Origin of the sequence: Lentzea sokolovensis (genome assembly GCF_033949975.1) — a bacterium.
GTDB lineage: Bacteria > Actinomycetota > Actinomycetes > Mycobacteriales > Pseudonocardiaceae > Lentzea > Lentzea sokolovensis.
On record NZ_JAXAVU010000016.1, the window covers coordinates 521780 to 543871 of the forward strand.

The 22092-nt window shown below is 67.8% G+C and carries 14 protein-coding genes; all 14 read right to left on the reverse strand.

The window, feature by feature from the left end; all coding sequences use genetic code 11:
• Positions 1-22: 22 nt before the first annotated feature.
• On the reverse strand, positions 23-2452 hold the full coding sequence (locus SK854_RS42795; protein WP_319980876.1) for a condensation domain-containing protein: 2430 nt from the start codon (positions 2450-2452) through the stop codon (positions 23-25).
• 179 nt (positions 2453-2631) lie between these two features.
• Positions 2632-3774 (reverse strand): 3-deoxy-7-phosphoheptulonate synthase, encoded by a 1143-nt coding sequence (locus SK854_RS42800; RefSeq protein ID WP_319980877.1) that lies wholly within the window; start codon positions 3772-3774, stop codon positions 2632-2634.
• Between the two features lie 63 nt (positions 3775-3837).
• Positions 3838-5085, reverse strand: coding sequence for an MFS transporter (locus tag SK854_RS42805; RefSeq protein ID WP_319980878.1), 1248 nt, complete (start codon positions 5083-5085; stop codon positions 3838-3840).
• A gap of 67 nt (positions 5086-5152) precedes the next feature.
• The gene (locus SK854_RS42810; protein WP_319980879.1) at positions 5153-6004 is read right to left on the reverse strand and encodes a prephenate dehydrogenase dimerization domain-containing protein; all 852 of its coding nucleotides are present in this window, start codon (positions 6002-6004) and stop codon (positions 5153-5155) included.
• A gap of 67 nt (positions 6005-6071) precedes the next feature.
• The gene (pabB, locus tag SK854_RS42815; protein ID WP_319980880.1) at positions 6072-8168 is read right to left on the reverse strand and encodes an aminodeoxychorismate synthase component I; all 2097 of its coding nucleotides are present in this window, start codon (positions 8166-8168) and stop codon (positions 6072-6074) included.
• On the reverse strand, positions 8165-8503 hold the full coding sequence (locus tag SK854_RS42820; RefSeq protein ID WP_319980881.1) for a chorismate mutase family protein: 339 nt from the start codon (positions 8501-8503) through the stop codon (positions 8165-8167). The genes pabB and SK854_RS42820 overlap by 4 nt, the downstream gene beginning before the upstream one ends.
• Before the next feature lie 5 nt (positions 8504-8508).
• Positions 8509-10842 carry an FAD-dependent oxidoreductase gene (locus SK854_RS42825; RefSeq protein ID WP_319980882.1) on the reverse strand — a complete coding sequence of 778 codons (2334 nt, stop codon included), beginning with the start codon at positions 10840-10842 and terminating at the stop codon, positions 8509-8511.
• 42 nt (positions 10843-10884) lie between these two features.
• Positions 10885-12426: an AMP-binding protein gene (locus SK854_RS42830; RefSeq protein ID WP_319980883.1), complete on the reverse strand. Its 1542-nt coding sequence runs from the start codon at positions 12424-12426 to the stop codon at positions 10885-10887.
• Positions 12427-12504: 78 nt separating this feature from the next.
• Positions 12505-13665 (reverse strand): pyridoxal-phosphate dependent enzyme, encoded by a 1161-nt coding sequence (locus SK854_RS42835; RefSeq protein WP_319980884.1) that lies wholly within the window; start codon positions 13663-13665, stop codon positions 12505-12507.
• Positions 13666-13704: 39 nt separating this feature from the next.
• Positions 13705-14337: a hypothetical protein gene (locus tag SK854_RS42840; RefSeq protein ID WP_319980885.1), complete on the reverse strand. Its 633-nt coding sequence runs from the start codon at positions 14335-14337 to the stop codon at positions 13705-13707.
• Positions 14338-14449: 112 nt separating this feature from the next.
• The gene (locus tag SK854_RS42845) at positions 14450-19345 is read right to left on the reverse strand and encodes a non-ribosomal peptide synthetase (RefSeq protein WP_319980886.1); all 4896 of its coding nucleotides are present in this window, start codon (positions 19343-19345) and stop codon (positions 14450-14452) included.
• Between the two features lie 100 nt (positions 19346-19445).
• Positions 19446-19649, reverse strand: a complete 204-nt coding sequence (locus SK854_RS42850) for an MbtH family protein (RefSeq protein ID WP_319980887.1) — start codon at positions 19647-19649, stop codon at positions 19446-19448.
• A gap of 50 nt (positions 19650-19699) precedes the next feature.
• Complete coding sequence (locus SK854_RS42855; RefSeq protein WP_319980888.1) at positions 19700-20764, reverse strand: Rossmann-fold NAD(P)-binding domain-containing protein; 1065 nt, start codon at positions 20762-20764, stop codon at positions 19700-19702.
• Between the two features lie 90 nt (positions 20765-20854).
• Complete coding sequence (locus SK854_RS42860; protein ID WP_319980889.1) at positions 20855-21658, reverse strand: HAD-IIA family hydrolase; 804 nt, start codon at positions 21656-21658, stop codon at positions 20855-20857.
• Positions 21659-22092: the final 434 nt, after the last annotated feature.

The following is a 22092-nucleotide window of genomic DNA, read 5'->3' on the forward strand; positions in this document are numbered from 1 at the left end:
TTCGCCGACCTGCGGAACCCGATCACCGCGGCTCAGCGGGCGAGTGCGGAGTTCTGGTACCCCACAGGCACGCCACGACCGCTTCCGCGATCCGCGCCGCGAACGGATCCTTGACCGCCGCGTAGTGGTCGGCATCCACGTCCACCAGCACCATGTCGGCTCCGAGCAGGGACTTCCACTGTGCGACAGCTTCTTCCGGCAGTTCGGCGGCCACCAGCACCGACGGGACGTCGACCGGTTCGTCCGAGACGTACTCGCCCACGGCCGTCCAGTGTCTCCGGATCGTGTCGAAACGCCTTCGCAGGGCATCGATCGACAGGGAGGAACCCGCGGCGTTCAGCAGTGCCGCCAACACACCCAGACCGTGCTCGACGTCCTCTGGCGACAGTCGCAACTCGGCCGGCACCAATGCCGGCGCGTCCACCGCACGCAGAACCGTGTAGATGAACGAATCCAGCTCGCGCTCCGCCTCAGCCGACGAGCTGCCGTCCGGGGCGGGCGGGTCGATCAGCAGGAGCGGTGGCGGTGTCTCGCCGAGTTGCCGCATGCGCATGGCCATGACGTACCCGATCAAGCCGCCGAGGGACCAGCCACCCATCACGTCGGGCATCCGGCCGGTGCGCAGGTTTTCCAGGTGGTGGTCGGCCATCCCCACCAGGGTCTCCTGATCCCCGTCCGGGGACATGGTCACCGTCCAGCCCGCCGGCAACGCGTTCGCCAGGTCCTGGTAGGTGGCCTGGTCGGCGCCACCCGCTGGATGAATGAGGTGCAGGTGTGGCTCGTTCGGCTCGCCTTGCCTCAGCAACACGCCGTGCACACTCGACTGTCCTGTCGCGACTGTCCGCTCGGTGAGCTCGACCAGTTTGCCGAGTGTGGGACTGTCGAGCCAGTCCATCATGTCCAGCTGGCTCCCCACGACCTTCTGGACCTCCCCGAACAGGTCGAACACCTGAAGGGAATGGCCGCCGGCCGCGAAGAAGTCACTTCCCGTCTCCGCCGCGGGCAGCCTGAGCGTCCTGCGCCAGATCTCGCGGACGATCCCCGGTGTCCCTGTCTCTTCCTCCTCGGTCGAAGAAGTCCGCTCCTCGTCCGCGGAATCGGTTCGCGTGGCCAGTTCGGTGGTGGTGCGAGACTTGACGTGCAGGGCACTGACCGGCACCTCAGCCCGTACTCCCGCCTCCAGCACACGTTCGAGGTCCGCCAGCAGGGTGTGCACCGTGGCTTCGTCGAAAAGACCGGTGTCGTACCCCGCCTCGATCACGGTCGCATCCGGTTCTTCGTAGATGCCCAGCGTCACGGGGTTGACGGCACTCGTGTTGGGGCTGGCCTTCAGCCGGGTCTCCCGCTCCCCCAGCAGGACACCGGCACCGATCTTCCCGTGGTAGGTCAGCAGCACAGCCGGCGTCGCACCCAGCCGGTTCCTGTCTTCGACAGGCATCGCGTTGTGCACCAACGAGAACGGAACGTGCTGGCGCGGCAGGCTGTCCCAGAAGCCGTCGCGTGCCCTGCCGACCACGTCGTCCAGGGTGTCGCCCGCACGCAGCTCCCCCGTCGCGACGACGACGTTGGTCAGATAGCCGACGCAGGCGGCATCGCGCTCGCTGAACCGATTGGCCACCCCCACGCCCACTGCCAACCGGCCGCGGACACCGCCGAGGCCGAGCACGGCGTACAAAGCGGCCAGGTAACCTGCGAACGGGGTCATGCCACCGCGGTCGGTCAACGCCGCCACGCCGTCGGACGCCTTCGAGCTGAGCGGGTAACGCAGTACGGCACCCGGCGTGCCGGGAACCTGCTGCGGCCGCGCGCGATCAGGCACCGGTGTCGCGCTCTCCACACCGGCCAAGGTTCGCACCCAGTAGGCGATGTCCTCGTGCCAGCCGCCGTCGGCCATGGCGTTTCGAGCCCTGACCGCGTAGTCGGTGAACTGCACAGCAGGTTCGGGAAAGGTCGCGCTGCCGGGGTGCGCGAGTTCAGCGTGGTAGGCCTCGGCCAGGTCCTGCACCAGAAGCTGCATCGACCAGCCGTCCACCACCGCGTGGTGCGCGGTCAGCACCAACTCGCCGAGTTCGCCCACGGTGATCAGCGAGAGGCGGGCGAGCGGAGCCTTGCCCAGATCGAACGGTGTCTTGTGGACCTGTTCGGCCACGTCGTCGAGGAGGTCATGTCCTGGCAACACCGCGTCCTGGGCCTCTTGTGGCCACCTCATCACGTCGAGGGTGACGGTCGCTCGCTCGTGGATCTCCTGCCAGACCGCGCCGTCCTGGTGAACGAGCGCCGTTCGAAGAGCCTCGTACCGGTCCGCGACGGCCTGCCACGCCCTGCCGAGCGCGGCCTCGTCCAGACTGCCGACGGACATCCGCCAGGTCAGGTTGTAGAGGTCTTTGCGGGACGACCGCTGCTGTATCCACCACAGCGCCTCCTGCTGTGGTGCCGAGACATGGCGGGTCATGACATTCCTCCGCGGTCTAGTGGTGTGGCTCGGAACGTTGCCGGGGGAATTCGCGGTCGGACGGGTGCGTCGTGGTGTCGCCCCCGCGTCTTCGTACTGGCTGTACGGGGGTGTGGGGGCGGCGCCGCGAGGTGCCCTGCTGAGCGTGGATCACCTCGCCGACGTTCCGAGACGCACCGCTAGATCAGGCACCTGGCCCACTCGGTCACCACCAGCAACGCCTGGCCGGGATTCAACCGCGGGTCGCAGAACGTCGTGTAGCACTCCCCGACCAGATCGAGCTGGCCTGAGTCGTACACGCATTCGGTGACGTGCTGAGGCGTGGTTTCCACGTGCAGGCCACCAGCCACTCCACCGGCACCGCGGATGGCCGCCACCGCCTGCCGCACTTCCAAGGTGACATCTCTGAGAAAGCGCGTTTTGAGCGCCCCAGGTGTGTTCACCGTGTTCCCGTGCATCGGGTCGATCAACCAGATCACCGGGTGGCCGGCCACCCGTACCGCCCTGGCCAGGCTCGCCAGCTGTTCTCCAGCTCTGTTCACACCCATGCGCGCGATGAGGGTCAGCCGGCCGGGCAGACGATCAGGATCCAGTCGTTCGCACAAGGCCAGCAATTCGTTCTCGGTCATGCCAGGACCGACCTTGCACGCCACCGGATTGACGATCTCCGCCAGCAGTGCGACATGAGGACCCTCTGGATTGCGGGTGCGATTGCCGATCCACGGCCAGTGCGTCGACGCGAGGAACTTGTGCCCCAGCTGGTCGCGCCGCACCATCGGCGATTCGTAATCGAGCAACAACGCTTCATGACTGGTCCACACCTGAGCGTGCCGGTTCAGGTGGGTCATGATTTCCCGGGCCGCGCGGTATCCCTCCAGCATTCGCCGGGGTTGCGGTTGCCGGAGCAGCGGATCGGGTACCGGGCTGTTCACCATGTGTCCGCGGAACACCGGCAGTTCCCGGCCGTCGACCCATTCGGTCGGCTGGGACCGCGGCTTGGCGAACTGCCCGGCGATGCGACCTACGCGGGTGACGTCCAGTCCGGTGAGGCCCGCGACGCGATCGGCCAGCTGGGTGAGCAGTGCCACCTTGCCGTCCACGTGTGCGGCTGTCCGCTCCGCCGGGTCCTCGGCGCAGTCGCCCGCCTGGATCACCAACCCGTTGCCCAGCGCCACGTTCGCGAGGACGGTTCGCAGTTCGCGCACGGCGGTCGCGTTCACCAACGGCGGACTGATCGCCAGCCTGGCGGTCACGTCGGCGAGTGCTGCCTGATCGACCCACTCCGGCTGCTGCCGTGCCGCATGGGTCAGAACTGCGGCCATGGAATCTTCCCGACTGTCTCGGAAAAGCTGCCTGAAGACACAATTCCCCCGATTTCTGAGTGCCTATTCCGCACCCGATGGAGATGCCCCTGTCGTCGCCTTCCCGGCGTTCAACCGGCGCTCCCCCCACTTCGCCGCCGGAACCATGAGGAAACTCGCCACGACGAAGAGCGCGCCGAGCAGGATCCACCCCGGCGGTCCCCAGTAGACGAGCAGGCCGGTCAGCACCAGCGGGCCGATCAGTTCCGCCACGGTGTGGCCGGAGCCGAAGAACGCCTGGTACTGGCCGTGCCGGCCATCGGGGGTGAGACCGAAGCTGATCTCCCAGGTGCCGGCCGACTGCATCATCTCGCCCGCGGTCTGAATCGCGGCGGCGGTCAGGAGCAGCAGCGCCGCGGACCACACCGAGCTCCCGCTGCCGGAGTAGGCGAAGACCACACAGCTCAGACCGAGCAGCAGGCCGCCCTTCACCACGTACCGCCCCGCACTCGTCATGTCGGTCACGCCGCGCGCCACGCGCACCTGGAACGCGACGACCGCCAGTGTGTTCAGGACGAACATCGCCGCCAGAACCCATTTCGGAGCCTCGGTGTGGGTGACGATCCACAACGGCAGAGCCACGTCGATCAGCGGACCGTGCAGCACCAGGATCAGGTTCAGCACACTCACGGCGACGTAAGGACGATCCTTCAACACCGACCGGGACTTCTCGCCCTCCGAGCTGACCGGCGCCGGGGCGACGGTCGGCACCCTTGTCAGCACCAGTGCCGCCGCGAGAAAGACGACCGAGTTGAGAGCGAACGCTGTCAGGTAGGCCTCACGCGTGTCGAAAAGCAGCACCATGCCACCGAGCGCGGCTCCGAACGCCAGCCCGGCATTGCTCGCGGCCTGCAGGAACGCACGAACCGTGGTGATCTTCCCCTTTTGCACGACCCCGGCCAGCAGCGCCTGCTGGGCAGCGGAGCCGCTGCGCTGCCCGATGGCGTACACCGTGGCCGCCAGCACGAACAGCGGAAAAGAACGAACGAAGACGTAGGAGCCCGCGGCCACAGCCGCACAGCAGAAGAAGAAGACCGCGGTTTCCCGAGGGCCGACGCGATCCGCCAGGTGCCCGAGCGGCACGCCGACTGCCAGCGCCACGGTCCAGGCGATGGTCAGTCCGAGGCCGAGCTCGGCCGGCGACAATCCGACAACCTGCGTGAAGAACAGTGCCGACGTGACGTAATACGCTCCGTCGCCGGTTTTGCTGATCAGTTGGCCCACAGCGAGGGTCCGGGCCGAACCGCGCAGGGTTGTTTTCAACGAGTCCATGTGTCTCTTCTCGTGCCTTTCCATTACGTTCTCGTCACTCACTGAACGGCACGCGACTACTTACTGGTCACGCTCTCTCCTCGGAGTCGACGAGCGCGGTGTTCGCGAACAGTTGAGCGCACATGCCTTGCAAGTATTGCAGTCGTCCGCCAAGGACGTCGCCGACATCGAGCAACAGTCGTTCGAAATCCGCGCCGTTGCTGCTCCTGACGATGTTTCGCACATGCTCCACTCCGCCGGCAAGTGCGTCATGTGCGTCCGATACCAGCGGATTTCCGGATTGGACGTCCCAGTACACCTCAGGGGTACCAGAGGCGATTCGCGCCAACAAAGCCAGCAGCGTCGCATGGGGCGGAGGCGCTACCGCGATCAGTTCTTCGACGTCCGCGTCGAGAGTGTGCAACGCATGCCCGAATGCCAGCACGGTGGCGTGCGTCAGCGCCTGTGAGATGGCAGCCAGTCTGTCGTGCTGCAAGGCCTCCATTCGCACGACCCGGCCGCCGGACTCCCCGACCAGTTCCAGCAGCTCGTCGACCAGAGGCCCGTCGTGGAACACCACGGACACCACCGGCCGTCCCCGCATCCCGAGTGCTGGAGCGAACATCGGGTTGAGCGACACGGCCTGACGATCCGGGAAGCCGCGCAGGGCGGTCGCCATTCGTTCCTTCACGGACAGGGTGTCGGCCAGCAGCGCCTTTTCGGGGAGCAGATCGGCCAGAACCGGAACCGCCGCGACGGCGACCGGCTCCGGTACCGCGAGCAGCAGCAGCTCCGCTCGCGACACCTCGGCGCGGACGGCATCGCCAGGGGCGCGGATGTCACCGTCGACCCAACGGACACCAGGCGGCGTTGCCGCGGGAGGGCTGGGATCCACCACGCACACCGAGACGCCGGCTCGGGCCAGCACCTCGGTGAACATCTGCCCGACCGCACCGGAACCGCCGACCACGACGGCGCGCCGGATGTGTCCGGGGGAAGCCGGGAACTCAGACTTGTTCATGCCGCACTTCGCCTTCGCGCAGCGGTGCCGCCGAGCCGGTGGACGAGGAGCCTGTGATCGCCTTCGCCATCGCGAGGGACTTCACCAAGGTCTCCTCGAACTCCTCGACGGGGTCGGACAGGCTGACGATCGCGCCGCCGACTCCGAAGGACACTCCCTCCGGTGTGGCCACGATGGTGCGGATCACGATGCTGAGATCCGCGGCCCCGTTCAGCGAGAACCAGCCGAGCGAACCCGAGTACACCCCGCGCGGTCCTCCCTCCAGCCGATCGATGATCTCCATGGTGCGCAGTTTCGGCGCACCGGTCATGGAGCCACCGGGGAAGCAGGCCCGGACGCACTCCACGGCCGACACCCCTTGCCGCAGCCGGCCGCGGACAGTGCTCACGAGCTGGTGCACCGGCGCGAACGTCTCGACGTCGAACAGTTTCGGCACGTGGACGGAACCGACCTCGCACACGGTGTTCAGGTCGTTGCGAAGCAGGTCGACGATCATCAGGTTCTCCGCACGGTCCTTCTCGCTGTCGCGCAGTTCCTCGCGCAACGCCAGATCCTCTGCGCGAGTCGCCCCTCGTGGTCGCGTTCCCTTGATCGGCTTGGATTCCGCGACCCTCTCGGTGTCGATGGCGAGGAACCGCTCCGGGGACGCGCTGAGCACGGCCACGCCCGGGAAGTCGAGCAACGCCCCGTACGGGACGGGGCTGATGTCCCGAAGCAGCCCGTAGGTGTGCGCCAGGTCGGGAACCGCGTCGGCGGTGACCATGTTGGTGAGGCAGATTTCGTACGACTCGCCGTTCCTGATCTCTTCAAGACACTCGTCGATCCGCGCCAGGTACTGCTCGCGATCATGGCGCGGAACCAGGTTCTCCCCGAGCGCCACGGGGATGACCGGCGGGTGCCGCCGGCCGGTCTCCGCGGCGGGCAGCAGTTCGAGGCGGTGCGCGGTCCGGTCGAGCCACTTCACCGCGTCCGGGTCGCCGGGAGACGTGCCCAGCGCCAGCAGGTACGTGGTGTTCTCGACGTGGTCGACCACCACCGCCCGGTCGGCGAACAGCAGCGCGGCGTCGGGTGTGGCCGAGGTGTGTTCGGCCTGCGCACCGACCTCGGCTTTCAGTTCATATCCCAGATAGCCGACGTAGCCGAGGTTGAAGTCGAACGGGAGATCGTTGTCAGCAGGCAGTTCCCGGGCGCGGAGTTGCGCGTCCAGGTACTCGAAGATGCCCCTGCCCCGGTGCTCGACGACCCCGTCGGCTTTTTCCACCCGCACCGTGCGAGTGGCCACCTCGTAGGTCACGTACTCGGCGAGGGGACCCGTGCCGTCACCCAGGATGGAGAAGCGGGAGTTCGCGTCGGCGTCCGCGCCGCTGTCCAGCCAGAAGCCGCACCGCTTCCCGGAGAAGAGTTCGGCGTGGGCGGCCGCGGTGTCGGGCGCGAAGTCCAGCCGGCGAACGTGCAGCAGGTCGTGGGCAGACGGCAGGGTGTCGCGCTCCTGCTCACGATGCTTCAGGGTCAGCGCGCTGAAGTTCCTGAGCAGCTCGCGACCGTACTCGCTCGAGATGGACTCGGGATGGAACTGCACTCCCCAGATCGGCTTGCTGCGGTGCCGCAGCGCCATCAGGACTCCGTCCTGCGTCCACGCGGTGCCGATCAACTCGTCGGAGAGTTCGGTGACCGCGAGAGAATGGTAACGAACCGCGGAGAACGGTGACGGAAGGCCGGCGAAGAGGTCCTCGCCGTTGTGGTAGATGCCGGAAATCCTTCCGTGCATCGGCTCAGGCGCGTGCTGGACGGATCCGCCGAACAGCTCCGCCACACCCTGGTGCCCCAGGCAGATGCCGAGCACCGGCAACCGGGAGTCCAGGATCGCCGTGGCGCTGATGCCGAAGTCCCGCTGCCGGTTGGGATGTCCGGGGCCCGGCGAGATCACGATGTTGTCGTAGTCCCCGAGGTGCAGGGAGGACCAGTCCACGTCGTTGCGCAGCACCGTGGGTGGCTGCCCGTTCACCTCGCCCAGCAACTGGTAGAGGTTGTAGGTGAAGGAGTCGTAGTTGTCGACCAGGAGTGTTCGAACCGGGCCACTCATTGCGAGGCCCCGGAAACGGACTCCTCGCCCTGGCTTCCTTCCTCGATCACCAGAGTCTCGACGCGGCAGGTCTCCTCGATCATCAGGTCGTAGAGGCGGGACAGGAAGGCTTCGCTGATCCCGTTCTCGGCGCCGTACTTCGCAGCACGACGCTGGACCGCGTCGATGCGGTGCGGCTGCATCATCGGCACCTCGTGCTCCCGCTTGTGATGTGCGATGCGCACGCAGCACTCGATGCGGTCCCGCACGGCGTCCAGGAACCGGATGTCGATGCCGTCGAGTTCGTCCCGCAGCCGAGCCAGGCCGTTGTCGTCACCGTTTGCCGTTGCAGTCATGGCGTTCACTTCCTGAAGGCGGTGGTGTAGCGCGGACGGTTCTCCTGGTCGCGGTGACCCACGGCGTCGCCGAACAGGCCGGACTCCGCCAGCAAGGCCGGTACGACCCCGATCTGCGGGTCGTCGTGCTCGATCGCCAGCGCACCACCCGGCCGCAGCAACCGCCCGGCGGTGGCGATCACCTGGCGGATCACGTCGAGACCATCGGCGCCGGAAAAGATGGCTCGTGCCGGGTTGTGCTTCGCGAACTCCGGCGCGAGCTCGGTGCCCTCGGGCACGTACGGGGGGTTGGCCAGCACGAGATCGACCTCGCCGCGCAGGTCGCTCAGCAGCTCCTGATCGGCGACATCGCCCGCGTGGACGGCAACCGGCGTGTCGCCCGCCGCCACACGCATCGCCGCGTTGCGGTGCGCGCAGTCCAGGGCCTTCTCGTCCACGTCGACCGCGTGGACCTGGGCATCAGGGCGGGCGTGGGCCACGGCCAGCGCGACCGCCGCGGAACCCGTGCAGAGGTCGACCACCAAGGGCTTCCCGATCTCGGCGATGGTCGACAGACCCCACGCCAGAAGGCGTTCCGTGGGGAACAGCGGCACGAACACGTCCTCGGTGACCGTGACCACGATGCCGCCCAGCCGGGCGTACCCGAGGATGTGGCCGATCGGGATCCGGTCGGCTCGCCTGGCCACGAGAGCGCGCACCTCGCGCGCCTCCTCGCCGGACACCCGGCGCTGGGGCTCGTGGGAGCCCAGAACGTGCGCCAGGAGCTCGTTGGCGTCCTGCCGCGGGTACGGCACGCCGCCGTTCGTCAACGTGCGCACCGCGTCCCGCAGAAGGTCTTCGACCGTTTCTTCCCGGTCGGCCGCGTGCACCGCCGCGGAAGACGAGACACCGGCCGCCCCGGAGCGACTGGCCGCGTAGTAGTCGCGCAGTCCCTTCTCCAGCACGGGGTTCGTGCGCACCGCCGCGAGCAGTTCCGGCGGTGGCGTGAAGGTCGGATCCAGGTCCTGCGCCCGCTGCGTGTAAGCCTCACGCAGATAGTGCTCGATGGTGGCGGGCCAGTAGAGGGGAACGTCCCAATTGGACTCGTAGCCGGTCGCCAGCATGTGCATGACGGTGGCTTCCACCACCTCCTCCCGGCTCGCGAGCTGCACGGGAGGCCGGACCGGCCGGAACTGCTCCAGGTCGACGGTGGCCTCCTCCTCCAGCAGGAGCGCGGCCATTTCCCTGGCCAGCAGCGGGGAAAGCGTCAGACCGTCCCGATAGGTGCCGGTCATCATCCACAGACCGCTCAGCCCCGTCTCACCGATCAGCGGCATCCCGTCGAGCGGCACGGGCCGGTTGCCGACCTGGATCTTGCGGAGACCGCTGTCGGCCAGACCCCGGCGAACCTGACGGTTGCCGCAGTTGAGCAGGAACAGCACGTCCGAGATGAGCGCGGTCTCCCGCGGCTCCATCGAAATGATGTTCGTCGCCCCGACGTAGACCTGACCTTCAGGACGGGGGACGACGTGCAGGCCACACGCGAAAGCGCGGTTGGGCGTGCGGATCACGCTCTGCGGGCAGGTGCCGTCGACGGTGTCCACCACGGCGGACACCCCGTAGCCGCTGACGAGCCGCGGGATCTGCACGGCCTGTTCGGGCACGCTGTCCAGGACGGTCTGGGAGAACGCCCCCGCGGCCAGCACGGTCTTGTGGGTGCGCAGGATCGTGCCGGATTCCAGTGCGATCCCGTGCACCCGGCCGTGGGCGTGTTCGACACGGGTCGCGCGCTCCGCGATCAGCATTCCGCCGGCCGCCAGGAACGCCTTTTCCAGTCGCATGACCAACTCGGTGGCGTTCACCGCGTGCTCGTCCGGCAGGAACATCGCCTGCAGCGGACGTGCCGTCGGTTCGGCGTCCAGCCAGTCGATGTCCTCGGGATCCACGTCCTCGAAGTTCTCGCCGTACTTGACGAGCGAGTCGCGGATGGCCTTGTAGTTCCGCGTGTCGAGCTCGGGCATGCCGACGGCGTTCAGCATCACGAAGGTGCCCTTGGCCGTGAACAGATCCGCGTCGGTCGAGTCGCGGGGAAGTTCGCTCACCCACTCGGGCCACAGCTTGCTCGCCTGATAGGCCAGCTCGTGCTTGCTCCGGCCGGACTCGCTGTTCATGAGGTCGGCGGTGACCTCACCGAAGGCGCCGAGCATCGCTCCCGCGGCCGTGGACGCGGCACCCGGCCGGTGTGGCTGGCCGAGCACGGCCACGCGCACTTTGCGCCGGGCGAGTTCCAGGCCGAGCGAGAGTCCCAACGAGCCGTTGCCTACCACAACAACGTCGTACGGGTGGTTGCCCTCAGACATCAGCACGTCCCCTTTCAGAGTCGGATGTTCCAGTTGGGCCGCTCATCGCGACAACGCCTCGGCCAAACGCCGTCGGTCGACCTTGCCGTTCACATTGAGTGGGAATTCTTCGAACGCGGTCAGCGAAACGGGGACCATGTAGGAGGGCAGTCTTTCCCGGAGTGCCTGGAAAAGGTCCTCGGTGTCGCTGATCCGGCCCGTGTACGCGGCGGCCAGCACCGCGTCGCCGCCGAGTGCCGACTGGGCGACCACCACCGCGTCGCGCACTCCGGGCTGCTCCCGCAAGACCGCCTCGATCTCGCCGAGTTCGACGCGGTAACCACGCACCTTGACCTGATGGTCCAGGCGTTCGCAGTAGATGTATCCGTCCGCACTGGTGCGAACCCGGTCACCTGTGCGATACCAATGTTCGTCAGTGAGCGGGGTCGCCGGGTCGTACGGCGTCGCTTTGTCTCCTTCGTAGGCCAGGAATCGGCCCTCGTTGTGCGCCGGGTCGAGATAACCCGCGAAACGTTGCGGGCCTCGAACGCACAACTCCCCCTCCTCGGCCGGCTTGCCTTCGGCGTCGAGAACAACGCATTCCAGGGAACTGAGACCGGGTCCGATGGGCACCGTCCCGTTGGGTGTGCGCGGCCACTCCGCCACCTGCGCGGGCAACACGTACTCCGCGCAGATGATGGTGAGCTCGGTCGGTCCGTAGGCGTTCTCCACCACCCCGTTCGGCGCCGCCGCGTGCCACGCTTCCGCCTGCTGGAGAGCGAGAGCCTCGCCGGCGAACATGCTGCGTCGCAGCGTCGGCATCGACCCTGGCTGAAGTGGGGCTATCCGTTGCGTCAAGGAGATCACCGACGGCACTGAGAACCAGTGCGTGAGCTTGCGGCGCTGCACGAACCGCGCTGCCGCGAGCAGATCGTTGCGACCGGGCACCACCACCGTGGCGCCGGAGCCGAACCCGACGAACATCGCCAGCACCGACACGTCGAACGTCAGCTCGAACGGTTGAAGCACCCGGCACCCCGGCTCGAGCTCGTAGTGCCCGATGCTGTGACTGAGATACGCGGAAATGTTGCGGTGCTGGATGGGAACGCCTTTGGGCTCACCGGTGGAGCCCGAGGTGAACAATATGTAGGCCAGGTCCTCCGGCCCGGCGGCGAGTCCGGGTAGCTCACCCGCGGACCTGACTCCCGGCAACTCTCCGGAATCCACGGCGAGCACTCGGGCGGGCAGATCGGCGCCGAGCCCTTCCCGCTCCCCCAGCACCAGGTCCAGCCCGGCGGCCCGGGTGATCGCCGCGTTGCGAGCGGCAGGGAATGACGGGTTGAGCGGCACGACCGTGGCACCGAGTCGTTGGACGGCGAGATACCCGGCGTACGCGAAAACCGTGTTCGCCGCGGCCAGCAGACCGACGCGCCGGGGTGCGACGTCGTCATTGGCGGCCAGCAGCCGGCCGGCGAGGAACTCGGCCATGCCTTCGAGTTCCGCGTAGCTGATCACGCTGTCCGCGATCTCCAGCGCGGGCTGATCCGGGCAGCGCTTCGCCGAGGCGGCGAACCACTCGTACAGAGGAATGTTCTTTGTGCTCATCGCAGCTGCGTTGCCCCTTCGAATGGGCTTCCGTGCCGCGGCCGGGAACAGCGGCCGCCGACTGGGATCTCCGGGCGTTTACGGCAGCTGGTTCAGCGGCGTCGAACCGCTCACGATCATGACGATTCGGTCGTCGGGCGACAGCCGGCCGGACTCGGCGGCCTGCCGCAGCCCGCCCCAGCAGATGAAGGCCGACTTCTCCGTCTCGTACGCCAGCGGGATGTCCAGCTCGGCGCATGCGTCGATCAGCAGCTGAGCCTCCTTCTCCACCCGCGACGGCTCCACCGAGTCGATGCTCGCGCCGGTGTCCGCCACCAGCTGACGGACCAACGGCAACGTGCGGTTCGGGTTCGTCGACTGGAGCGTGGGTTCGAAGGCGTGCTCCGGCGCCACCATGTCGCTCAGGTCGATCTCGTCACGGCCTTCCCGCAACGCCGCACCCAGCAGCCCGGCGTCCGCCGCCTGGAACAGGTGGTACGTGTACTCGCCCGGTGCCGGCAGTCCCGCGGCCCTGGCGCGCTGGATGCCGCGCTCGAAGCCGAGCGGGCCGTAGCCGCTGGCGATCGTCACCGCGATGATCGTGGCGTCGGCGCACCGCTCCGCGATCGCCAGTCCCACCGGGACCTTGCCCTCGATCTTCCACTGGCTCGGCGTCAGCCGGAACGCGCCGTGTTCCTTGCTGTGCGCGATGGCCGCGTCGGCCGCGTTCACCATGTTGCCCGGCACGGCCACCACCTGCGACTTGCCCATCGAGGTGGTCGGGCACTTGTACGCGGACGGCTGCGGCACGAAGCCCGTGCACACGACGCCCAGCCGTTCCATGTAGTACTGGTAGGACCGTGCCGTGTTGCCGGAGCTGTGCATGCACACCGACGACAGCCCCCACTCGACGCACTTGGCCGCCAGGAGCACACCCTCGTTGTCCTTGAACGTGCCGGTGTCGTTCAGGGTCTGCGGCACCAGCCGGACGGACGCGACGCCGAGCGCTTCGGCCAGCCGCGGGCTTTCCAGCGGGATCAGCGCCTTCTCGTTGCTGCGCAGGTCATCCGGCGCGGACACCGGCAGGAGCGCGGCGTAGCGGCCGACACCCGGTGTGTCGGTGACCGCGTCCGCCCAACTCGCGACGTCGGGCAGCGACTCCGACAGCGCTTCACCGCAGCGGGTGCACAGCCATTCGTTGGGGCCGTCCACGGAACCGACACCGGGCAGATCAGAACAGTTCTTGCAGACGAGCTTCATTTCATTGCTCCCATGAAAAACTCAGTGTGCGTCGGACGCTTACCGGGAAAGTCGAATGATTTCGGAGACGCGCTCGGTCACCGATGCCGGATCGTCGTGCCGGTCCGCGAGCGCGGCGCCGCCCATCGTGAAACCCCAGGCGCCCGCACCGGCGATATCGGTGATCTGCTCGGCCCCGCGCACGCCTCCCGCGATGACAAATGGCACGGTCGCCGCGGCCGCCGTGCGCTGCATCAGCAGCACGGGGTCGTACGAGGACTGCCGGTAGGGCATGAGGCACATGCCTCGCACGCCGTCCGTCGCGCTCAGCCGCTCCGCCTCGGCCGCCAGCTCGTCAGGCGAGCTGGCCAGCACCAACGGGCTTCCGGACAGGGATCCGACGAACGGCCAGTACTCGGGCTTCCCGCTCCCCGCGAACGTCTGTGCCACGTCCGGCCGCCACGCTCCGATCACGCGGTCCACGCCGAGGTCCAGCGCGAACTGGTAGCCCCGTTCCTGGCCGGCGTCACTCATGTCGGCCAGCTCCAGCAGGACCGACCGGCCGTCCGCGTGCGCGGCCTCGGTCAGGTCCTTGGCCATCTGCGGATCGATGCCCACGTCCTTGAACGCGATGATCCGGAGCTCGTCGACCGAGAGCTTCTCGTACACGTCGACCGCGTCAGGAATTGTCACATCTTTTTCGGTCAACATCAGCACAAAGTTCAACGCCACGTTTTCTCACATCCTAATGAGAGCAGGAGAGATGTCCACTGCCGATTAACGCAGGAGTACTTTATTTCGTGATCTACGAGGCGAGTTCGCGCAGTTCTTTCGCCATGCCGTGCGGTGTCGGGTTGCGGAACAAAGCCTGCAGGGGCAGGTCGACCGCGAACTCCTGGTTGATCCGGGTGATCAGCCGGATGGCGAGCAGCGAATGGCCACCGGACTTGAAGAAGTGGCTGTGGACGCCCAGACCGCCATCGTTCAACAGCTCCGACCACAGGTCGGTCAGCAGGACTTCCGTGTCGTCGCTCGGAGGCGTGGCATCCCCGTCGTCGGTGCCGACCGGCTTCGCCTCCGGCAGCGCGGACCGGTCGACCTTCCCGTTCCTGGTCATCTGGAAGGAGTCGAGCCTCAGGAGCGACGACGGGACCATGTACTCCGGCAGCCGGACTTTCAGCCCCCGCAGGACATCCGCCTCCGTCAGCGACGGCGGGGCCACGAAGTACGCGGCGATGCGCTTGTCCCCGGCGGCACCGTCGTACAGCGTCACCGCGGAGGCGGTGACGCCCGGCTCGCGCAGGATCGCCGCCTCGATCTCACCGAGCTCGATCCGGTAACCCCGCACCTTGACCTGGTTGTCCCGGCGGCCGATGAACTCCAGCGCCCCGGCCGAGGTGTACCGGACGATGTCGCCGGTTCGGTACAGCCGGCGCCCGGCCCTGCCGGTGAACGAGTCGGGGATGAACCGCTGGGCGGTGAGCGCCGGTCGGTTGTGGTAGCCGCGCGCGATGCGACCGCCGCCCACGACCAGTTCCCCGGCCACACCCCGCGGCACGAGCTCTCCGGACGCGTCGACCACGAAGGCGTCGTATCCCGCCATCGGAAAACCGATGCTCAGCGGCTCGGCCGGGTCGATGATCGTCATCGTGGCGGCGTGGGTTTCGGTTGGGCCGTAGAGGTTGTAGGCCTGCCACGGGCCGTCGCCCAGTGTGCGCCAGAGCTTCTCGCTGACCGCCTCCCCGATGACGAGCATCGTCGTCTCGGCCGGGATCTTTTCCAGCACGTCGACGCTGATCGCCATGTCCAGCTGGGACGGAGTGACGTCCATGAGTTCGACCTCGTGGTGGATCAGCAGATCGGCGAGCAGCCGCGGATCACGCCGGACGTCCTCAGGAACGATCACCATCGTCGCTCCGGCGGCCATCCAGGCGAACAGCATCACGTGACCGTCGAAGAAGATCGGGGAGTTGAGCGCGACCGTCTTCGGACGAGGGCCGGTGCCGATGATCTCGCTCGCCAGCGACACGTTCAGCCAGTGGATTCCCCGATGACTCATCGTCACGGCTTTGGGCAGGCCGGTGGAGCCGGAGGTGTAGATGAGGTAGGCGAGGTCGTCGTGGCCCACGCGGACAGCCGGGCGATCAGCCGGGTACGGGTTCCAGGTGTCCTCGTCGTCGAGGAGGAGCACCTGTCCGCGGCCTTCGACCTGGGCAACGCTGTGGCGGTCGGTCAGCACCGCGGTGCTCGCCGCGTCTTCGAGCATGTAGTGGACGCGAGCGGGCGGCAGTGCGGGATCGATGGGCAGGTAGGCGGCGCCCGCCTTCAGGATGCCGAGCACCCCGGCGACCACGTGCGGGGAGCGCTGGGCGCACAGCGCCACCACCTGTTCGGGTCCGATGCCCTGCTCGCGCAACCTCCAGGCGATTCGGTTGGCCCGATCGTCGAGCTGACGGTACGTCCACGCGTGCTCGGCACAGCGGACCGCGATGGCGTCCGGGGTCTTGTCCACCTGCGACTCGAAGTCCTCGTGCAGGCCGGAGTGACCCGGCCACGTCGTCTCCGGCGCGGTCCCGGCCGCGATGATCTCGGCTCGCTCGGCCGCGGGCAGCAGTTCCACCCGGGACGTCCGCAGCGCCGCCGGATCGTGCCGCGTCATCGAGTCGAGGATCGTGAGGTAGTGGCCGATCATCCGGCGGATGGTCGTGGCGTCGAACAGATCCGACGCGTACGTGAAGCCACCGACGACTCCGCGGGGGTCGTCCACGAGGTCGACCACCAGGTCGCACACGGCGAAACCGTTCTCCAGCCTGGAGAAGTCCAGGCTCAGGTCGTGCAGCGAGTCGGCCCGCGCCACCGCGACGTCGAACCCGAACATCACCTGGACCACCGGTGACCTGCTCAGGTCCCGCGACGGCCGCAGGTCCTCCACGACCTGGTCGAACGGCACGTCCTGGTTGGCGTACGCGCCGAGGCAGGTCTCGCGCACCCGGCCGAGCAGCTCCGACAGGGTGGGATCGCCGGTCAGGTCGGTGCGCAACGCCAAGGTGTTGACGAGGAACCCGATCAGTTGCTCGAGCTCGACCCTGTTGCGGTTCGCGACGGGGGTGCCCACCACGACGTCCGTGACCCCCGCGTGGCGGGCGAGCAGCACCTTGAACCCGGCGAGCAGGGTCATGAAGAGGGTGACACCCTCGCGCCTGCCCAGACTCCGAAGCCGTTCCACCAGATCCGTGGGGATCAACACCGGCTCGAACCCACCGCGGTGCGTCTGGACGGCCGGACGAGGCCGGTTCACCGGGAGGTCCAGCGCGGCCGGCGCGTCCGCCAGGCGGTCCCGCCAGTACTCGAGTTGCTCGGCGGCCGGACCGCTGCCCAGCCAGTCCCGTTGCCAGGCAGCGAAGTCGGCGTACTGCAGCGACAGCGCCGGCAGGCCGGGCGCGGTTCGGTCCACCCGTGCCCGGTAGCAGTGCGCGAGTTCGCGGGTCAGGACGTTGAAGGACCAACCGTCGAAGGCGATGTGGTGGACGGTCAGCACGAGGAGGTGCTCTTCCGCGCTGATGCCCAGCAGCTGGGCGCGGAGCAACGGGCCCGCGGCCAGGTCGAACGGTGTGCGCACCACGTCGTTCACGAGCGCCCGTACGGAGTCCGTGTCCCGGCCCTGCAGATCGTGGAACTCCCACGGCACGTCGACCTGCTCCAGGACGACCTGTTGCGGGCGCTCACCGTTGGTGGGAAAGACGGTCCGCAGTGCGTCGTGCCGACCGACCACATCGGACAGTGCGGTCCTCAGCGCCGCCACGTCCAGAACACCTCGGAGGCGGTACTCGACGGCGGCTGTGTAGGTGGTGGTTCCCGGTCGCAGTTGTTCCAGGAACCACAACCGCTCCTGAGCCGGCGACAGGGGTGTGCGGCCGTCGCGTCCGACGGGACGGATCGGGTGCAACGGTGCTGTGCTTCGGGACTCGCGCACCTGAGCGGCCAGCCTCGCGACCGTCCTGCCTTCGAACACGTCCCGCGGCTTCAGCGACGCGGCCAGGACACTGCCCACCCGCGCGATCAGCCGGGTGACCAGGAGCGAGTGCCCGCCCAGGTCGAAGAAGTCGTCGTGGACACCGACACGAGCCAGGTCGACGCCCAGGACTTCGGCGACGAGCTCCGCGAGGAGGTGCTCCACCGGGTCTCGCGGACTGACATGGCCCTCACCGGTTCCGGCCTGCTCCGGCACCGGAAGCGCGGCGCGGTCAAGCTTGCCGTTGGACGTCAGGGGGAGCTTGTCCAGGCTGACGATCATGGACGGCACCATGTAGTCGGGCAGGCGAGCGCTCAGCTCATCGCGCAGCACCTTGGTGTTCGCGCCTCCGGTGACGTAGCCGATCAGCTGGGTCCCTCCGCTCGGGTGCCGGACCGCGGTCACCGCCGCGTCCGTGACACCGTCGAGCCCGGCCAGGGTCGCTTCGATCTCGCCGAGTTCGATGCGGAAGCCGCGCAGCTTGACCTGCTGGTCGATCCGGCCGAGGAACTCCAGCTCTCCCGACGATCCCCGGCGGACGAGGTCGCCGGTGCAGTAGAGCCGAGCGCCGGGGGCGCCGAACGGGTCCGGGATGAACCGTTCCGCGGTCAGGCCCGGCCGGCCGTGGTAGCCGCGCGTCACCCCGGCCCCGCCGATCAGCAGCTCCCCCGCCACACCGGGAGGGACCAGGTTCAGCGTCTCGTCGACCACGTACGCGCTGGTGCCGCGGATCGGCGAACCGATGGGCAGCGGCCCCGGTTCCTGGTCTTCGGGGGCCGGGTAGTAGGTCGAGTTGACGCAGGTCTCGGTCGGGCCGTAGAAGTTGGCCACCTCGATGCCGGGGAGCTGCGTCCTGCATTCGGTGACCAGGTCGGCTTCGAGCGCTTCTCCGCCGCACATCAGCCAGCGCAGGCCCGTCCCCGCCAGGGCACGCGCCGCGAGGGCTTCGCGCAGCACCGGCGGCGTCACCCCGATCACGTCGATCTGCTCGCTGGTGATCAGCTCCCGGAGCTCGTCCATGTCGATCCCGGTCTGACTCGGGGTGAGCACGACCGTGCCGCCGGACGTCAGCGGACCGTAGATCTCCAGGTTCGAGGCGTCGAAGCTCAGTGACATGCGGTGCAGGAACTTCAGCTGCTTGCCGCGCCAGACGTCCGAGACGGCCCAGACGGTGTGGTTGACGATGGCGCTGTGCGGAACCATGACGGCCTTGGGCTGACCGGTGGAACCCGAGGTGTAGATGAGGTAGGCGAGACTGCCGGGGCTGACCGCGACGCTCGGGCGGGTGGAGGGGTGCCGCGTCCAGGTCTCCTCGTCGTCCAGGACGAGGGTGTCCAGGTGGCTGTTCAGCTCAGAGGTGGTGTGGTCGGCGAGCCTGACCGCGGCGCCGGAGTCCTGGAGCATGTAGCTGATGCGGGCGGCGGGAAGCGCCGGGTCGATGGGCAGGTAGGCGGCACCGGCTTTCAGGACGCCGAGCATCCCCGCGAACGCCGCCGGCGACCGCCGGGTGTGCAGAGCGACGACGTGCTCCGGCCCGACCCCCTTCGCGAGCAGGCTCCACGCGATCTGGTTGGCGCGATCGTCGAGTCGCCGGTAGGTCCACGCCTCGTTTCCCAGGACCAGTGCGGCGCCTTCGGGGGTGCGGTCCACCTGGGCTTCGAACAGTTCGTGCAGAGAAGTTCGATCCACCGCATCCTGAAACAACTCGTGGAGGGTGGAATCCTCAACGCTACTCAAGACTTGCCCCCATCGGATCACGACAAAAGATGTCCGGACAGCGGATTTCCGCTCAGGCGCCCCGGCGCGTGCTCAACGGCCGCATATCGGTCCAGATCTCTTCTACGTAGTCGAGACAGTCCGCTTTCGGGGCGGCCTCCCGGACGACCCGCCAGCCGGCAGGAACCTCCCTGCCATCAGGCCAGATGCTGTACTGCTCCTCGTCATTGACGACCACGCGGTAGGGCGCGGTCAAGTCAGCGTCGTCAACCGACATGGTGCTCCTTGCGATTGTTCAAGTGGCCTTTGAACACGGTCTGACAATGGTTACATCAGCAGGTCGTCGAGGCGCCTGGCCCGCTTCTCCAGATCGGCGACCGGAAGCGGATCGGCAATTCCGGGGTCCACCTCCGCCACCGCGTCACGAGCCGCCGCGGTGAAATGAACGGTGCCGTCGTCGTCAATGCGTTCCACACCGTCGCCGCGCGCCTGTTTCTCGTTGAACGCGATCGCTTCGGCTGGATCGGCACCGGGTGGCAGGTCGAGGGTGACCGCGCCGTTGTCGATCCGCACGGGATAGCCACCTGGGAGCCCGCCGGGGGCGGCGGTCGAGCAGCGCAGAGGTGCCGCGCCGGGAAGGAGAGCGTGCAGCACCGGGATCGCGGCGGCAGCCGTGACCTCGTTGTAGCGCTGAGACCGCACGATCGACGGCGCCCGGTAGGCGAGCTCGTCCGCACGTCGTCCGTCCTCGCCCAGGAAGACCATGCAGCGGTCGGCGCGATCGGCCGGTTCACGGGACAGCATCGCGTCGAGCAGCTGAGAGTGGTGACCGATGACGCGGATGAGCGGCGCCTCGCCGTCAGCCCCGGCGGCACGCAGCGCGGCGCGAACGCGAAGTCCGACCATCGCGGCGTTGCCGAGTCCGACTGCCGGGGCCAGCCCGAGACGGGCGAGAACCGGTCCGGTCACATCGGGAAACGAGAGGTTCGCGACCGGTCCCGTGTAGCCGGCGTCCCGGGTCGCTCGCATGACGGCCAGCGGCACCGGCAACTGGTACGGCAACTGCAGCGCCAGACCGCCGCTGAGGACGGCCGTCGCCGCCGCGTCGTCCCGACCCGACAGCGCCCAGGGCCCACGCACGGCCGCGCATTGCACCACCAGGTCGGGCCGTGTGCGGGCGAGGAGGTCGGCGACTTCGTCCCGCCGGGTCGCGTTCACGACGACCGGTTCGACCACGTGATCAGAGATGCTGGCGGCGGTGCCGGCGATGGCCTCGACCGTCTCGGCGGACCGCCCGGCCAGCACAAGGCGCCGCACGCGCCCGCCCTCTGCCAAACGGTACGCGAGCCGCTCCCCCATGTTGCCCATTCCCATGACCAGCACGGTGCTCACAGGAGTAGGACTCGGGAGTTTCGACGATGCCACGGAGTGTTCACCATTCTCTGCGGGGATCAATGCACTCAGCGCCTCACCACGGCTGAGTCACAAGACCGCGGATTCAGCGAGAAGGTGCGTGATGCTCTCACCGACATAGGTCGGCTGGACGTGCGAATGGGCCACCATGTCCCGGGTTGTCATGCCGGTCAGAACCAGCAGCGTGTCGAACCCGGCCCGGATCCCGCCTTCGATGTCGGTGTCCAGCCGGTCACCCGCCACCAATGGTTTTCGAGCGTTGAGCGCCTTGGCCTGCTGCTGGAACATGGTCGGTTCGGGTTTGCCGACAGACAGGTCCGGCCTGCGACCGGTGGTGGTTGTGAGCGCTGCCATGAGAGCGCCGTTACCGGGTACCAAACCGCGCTCGGCGGGCCAGGTGTCGTCCAGGTTGGTCGCCATCCACAGCGTTTCCGGACGATGCAGGGCGAGGGCGGCTTCCGCGAGAACGGGCCAGGCGATGGCGGGGTCGAAACCCTGCACCACGGCTTGTGGCTCGTCGTCAGCGGAGTCGACGGGTTTGAGTCCGACGGCCGCCACCTCGTCACGCAGCGCGCCCGAGCCGACGACGAGGACCGCCGCGCCGGACGGGAGACGTTCGGCCAAGGCAGTCGCGGCGATAGCGGCAGGGGTCGCCACTTCGTCGGCACTGGCTCCGATACCGGCGTTGTTCAACATTTCCGCCACCTCGGCGGTGCGGCGACGCGGGCTGTTGGTGGTGAAACGCAGTGGCACACCTTTGGCACGGATGGCCGCAATTGTCTCCGCCGCACCCGGAATGGGATTCCGGCCGAGCACGAGAACGCCGTCTACGTCCAGCAGGATCAGATCATGACGGTCGACGAGACTGCTCACTCGGCAACCCTCGACCTGACGGCGTTCCCCTGGGAGAACGCCGCACTCACATCACCCCTCCGGTCACGGTTCCAGCCGGCGAACGGCAGGCTGACGCAGGCACCGCGAATCAACACAAACCCCCAACTGCCGCAGCCTGCGGCAACAGCGTGATACGAGCTTTCCGAAGTCCGGCTCACGCACCCCAGTGTTCGAGCCCCGCCCCAGAATCTTTCTCGACCATATAGCGAGTATTAGCGCTGGGCAACTATTGAATCCGCCCACTACCACGGTGCCGGACTGATCGGACACGTCCAATTGAGCACTGTCATCGTCAATGAAGCCGACAAATTCACCAATTGACAGCATCCGCGGACCGCGCCGCGGAATTCGTCATCAGGGGTCGTCGGCGTCGCGAAATCGCAGGTCGACGAGCACGCACCACGCGCCCGGAC

Bases quoted from the DNA above. Each gene is read 5' to 3' on its own strand.
- SK854_RS42820 (WP_319980881.1), bottom strand. From the start codon at position 8,503: ATGACTGCAACGGCAAACGGTGACGACAACGGCCTGGCTCGGCTGCGG.
- SK854_RS42810 (WP_319980879.1), bottom strand. From the start codon at position 6,004: ATGTTCACCGAGGTGCTGGCCCGAGCCGGCGTCTCGGTGTGCGTGGTG.
- SK854_RS42830 (WP_319980883.1), bottom strand. From the start codon at position 12,426: ATGAGCACAAAGAACATTCCTCTGTACGAGTGGTTCGCCGCCTCGGCG.
- SK854_RS42850 (WP_319980887.1), bottom strand. From the start codon at position 19,649: ATGTCGGTTGACGACGCTGACTTGACCGCGCCCTACCGCGTGGTCGTC.
- SK854_RS42800 (WP_319980877.1), bottom strand. From the start codon at position 3,774: ATGGCCGCAGTTCTGACCCATGCGGCACGGCAGCAGCCGGAGTGGGTC.
- SK854_RS42835 (WP_319980884.1), bottom strand. From the start codon at position 13,665: ATGAAGCTCGTCTGCAAGAACTGTTCTGATCTGCCCGGTGTCGGTTCC.
- SK854_RS42825 (WP_319980882.1), bottom strand. From the start codon at position 10,842: ATGTCTGAGGGCAACCACCCGTACGACGTTGTTGTGGTAGGCAACGGC.
- SK854_RS42795 (WP_319980876.1), bottom strand. From the start codon at position 2,452: ATGACCCGCCATGTCTCGGCACCACAGCAGGAGGCGCTGTGGTGGATA.
- SK854_RS42805 (WP_319980878.1), bottom strand. From the start codon at position 5,085: ATGGACTCGTTGAAAACAACCCTGCGCGGTTCGGCCCGGACCCTCGCT.
- pabB (WP_319980880.1), bottom strand. From the start codon at position 8,168: ATGAGTGGCCCGGTTCGAACACTCCTGGTCGACAACTACGACTCCTTC.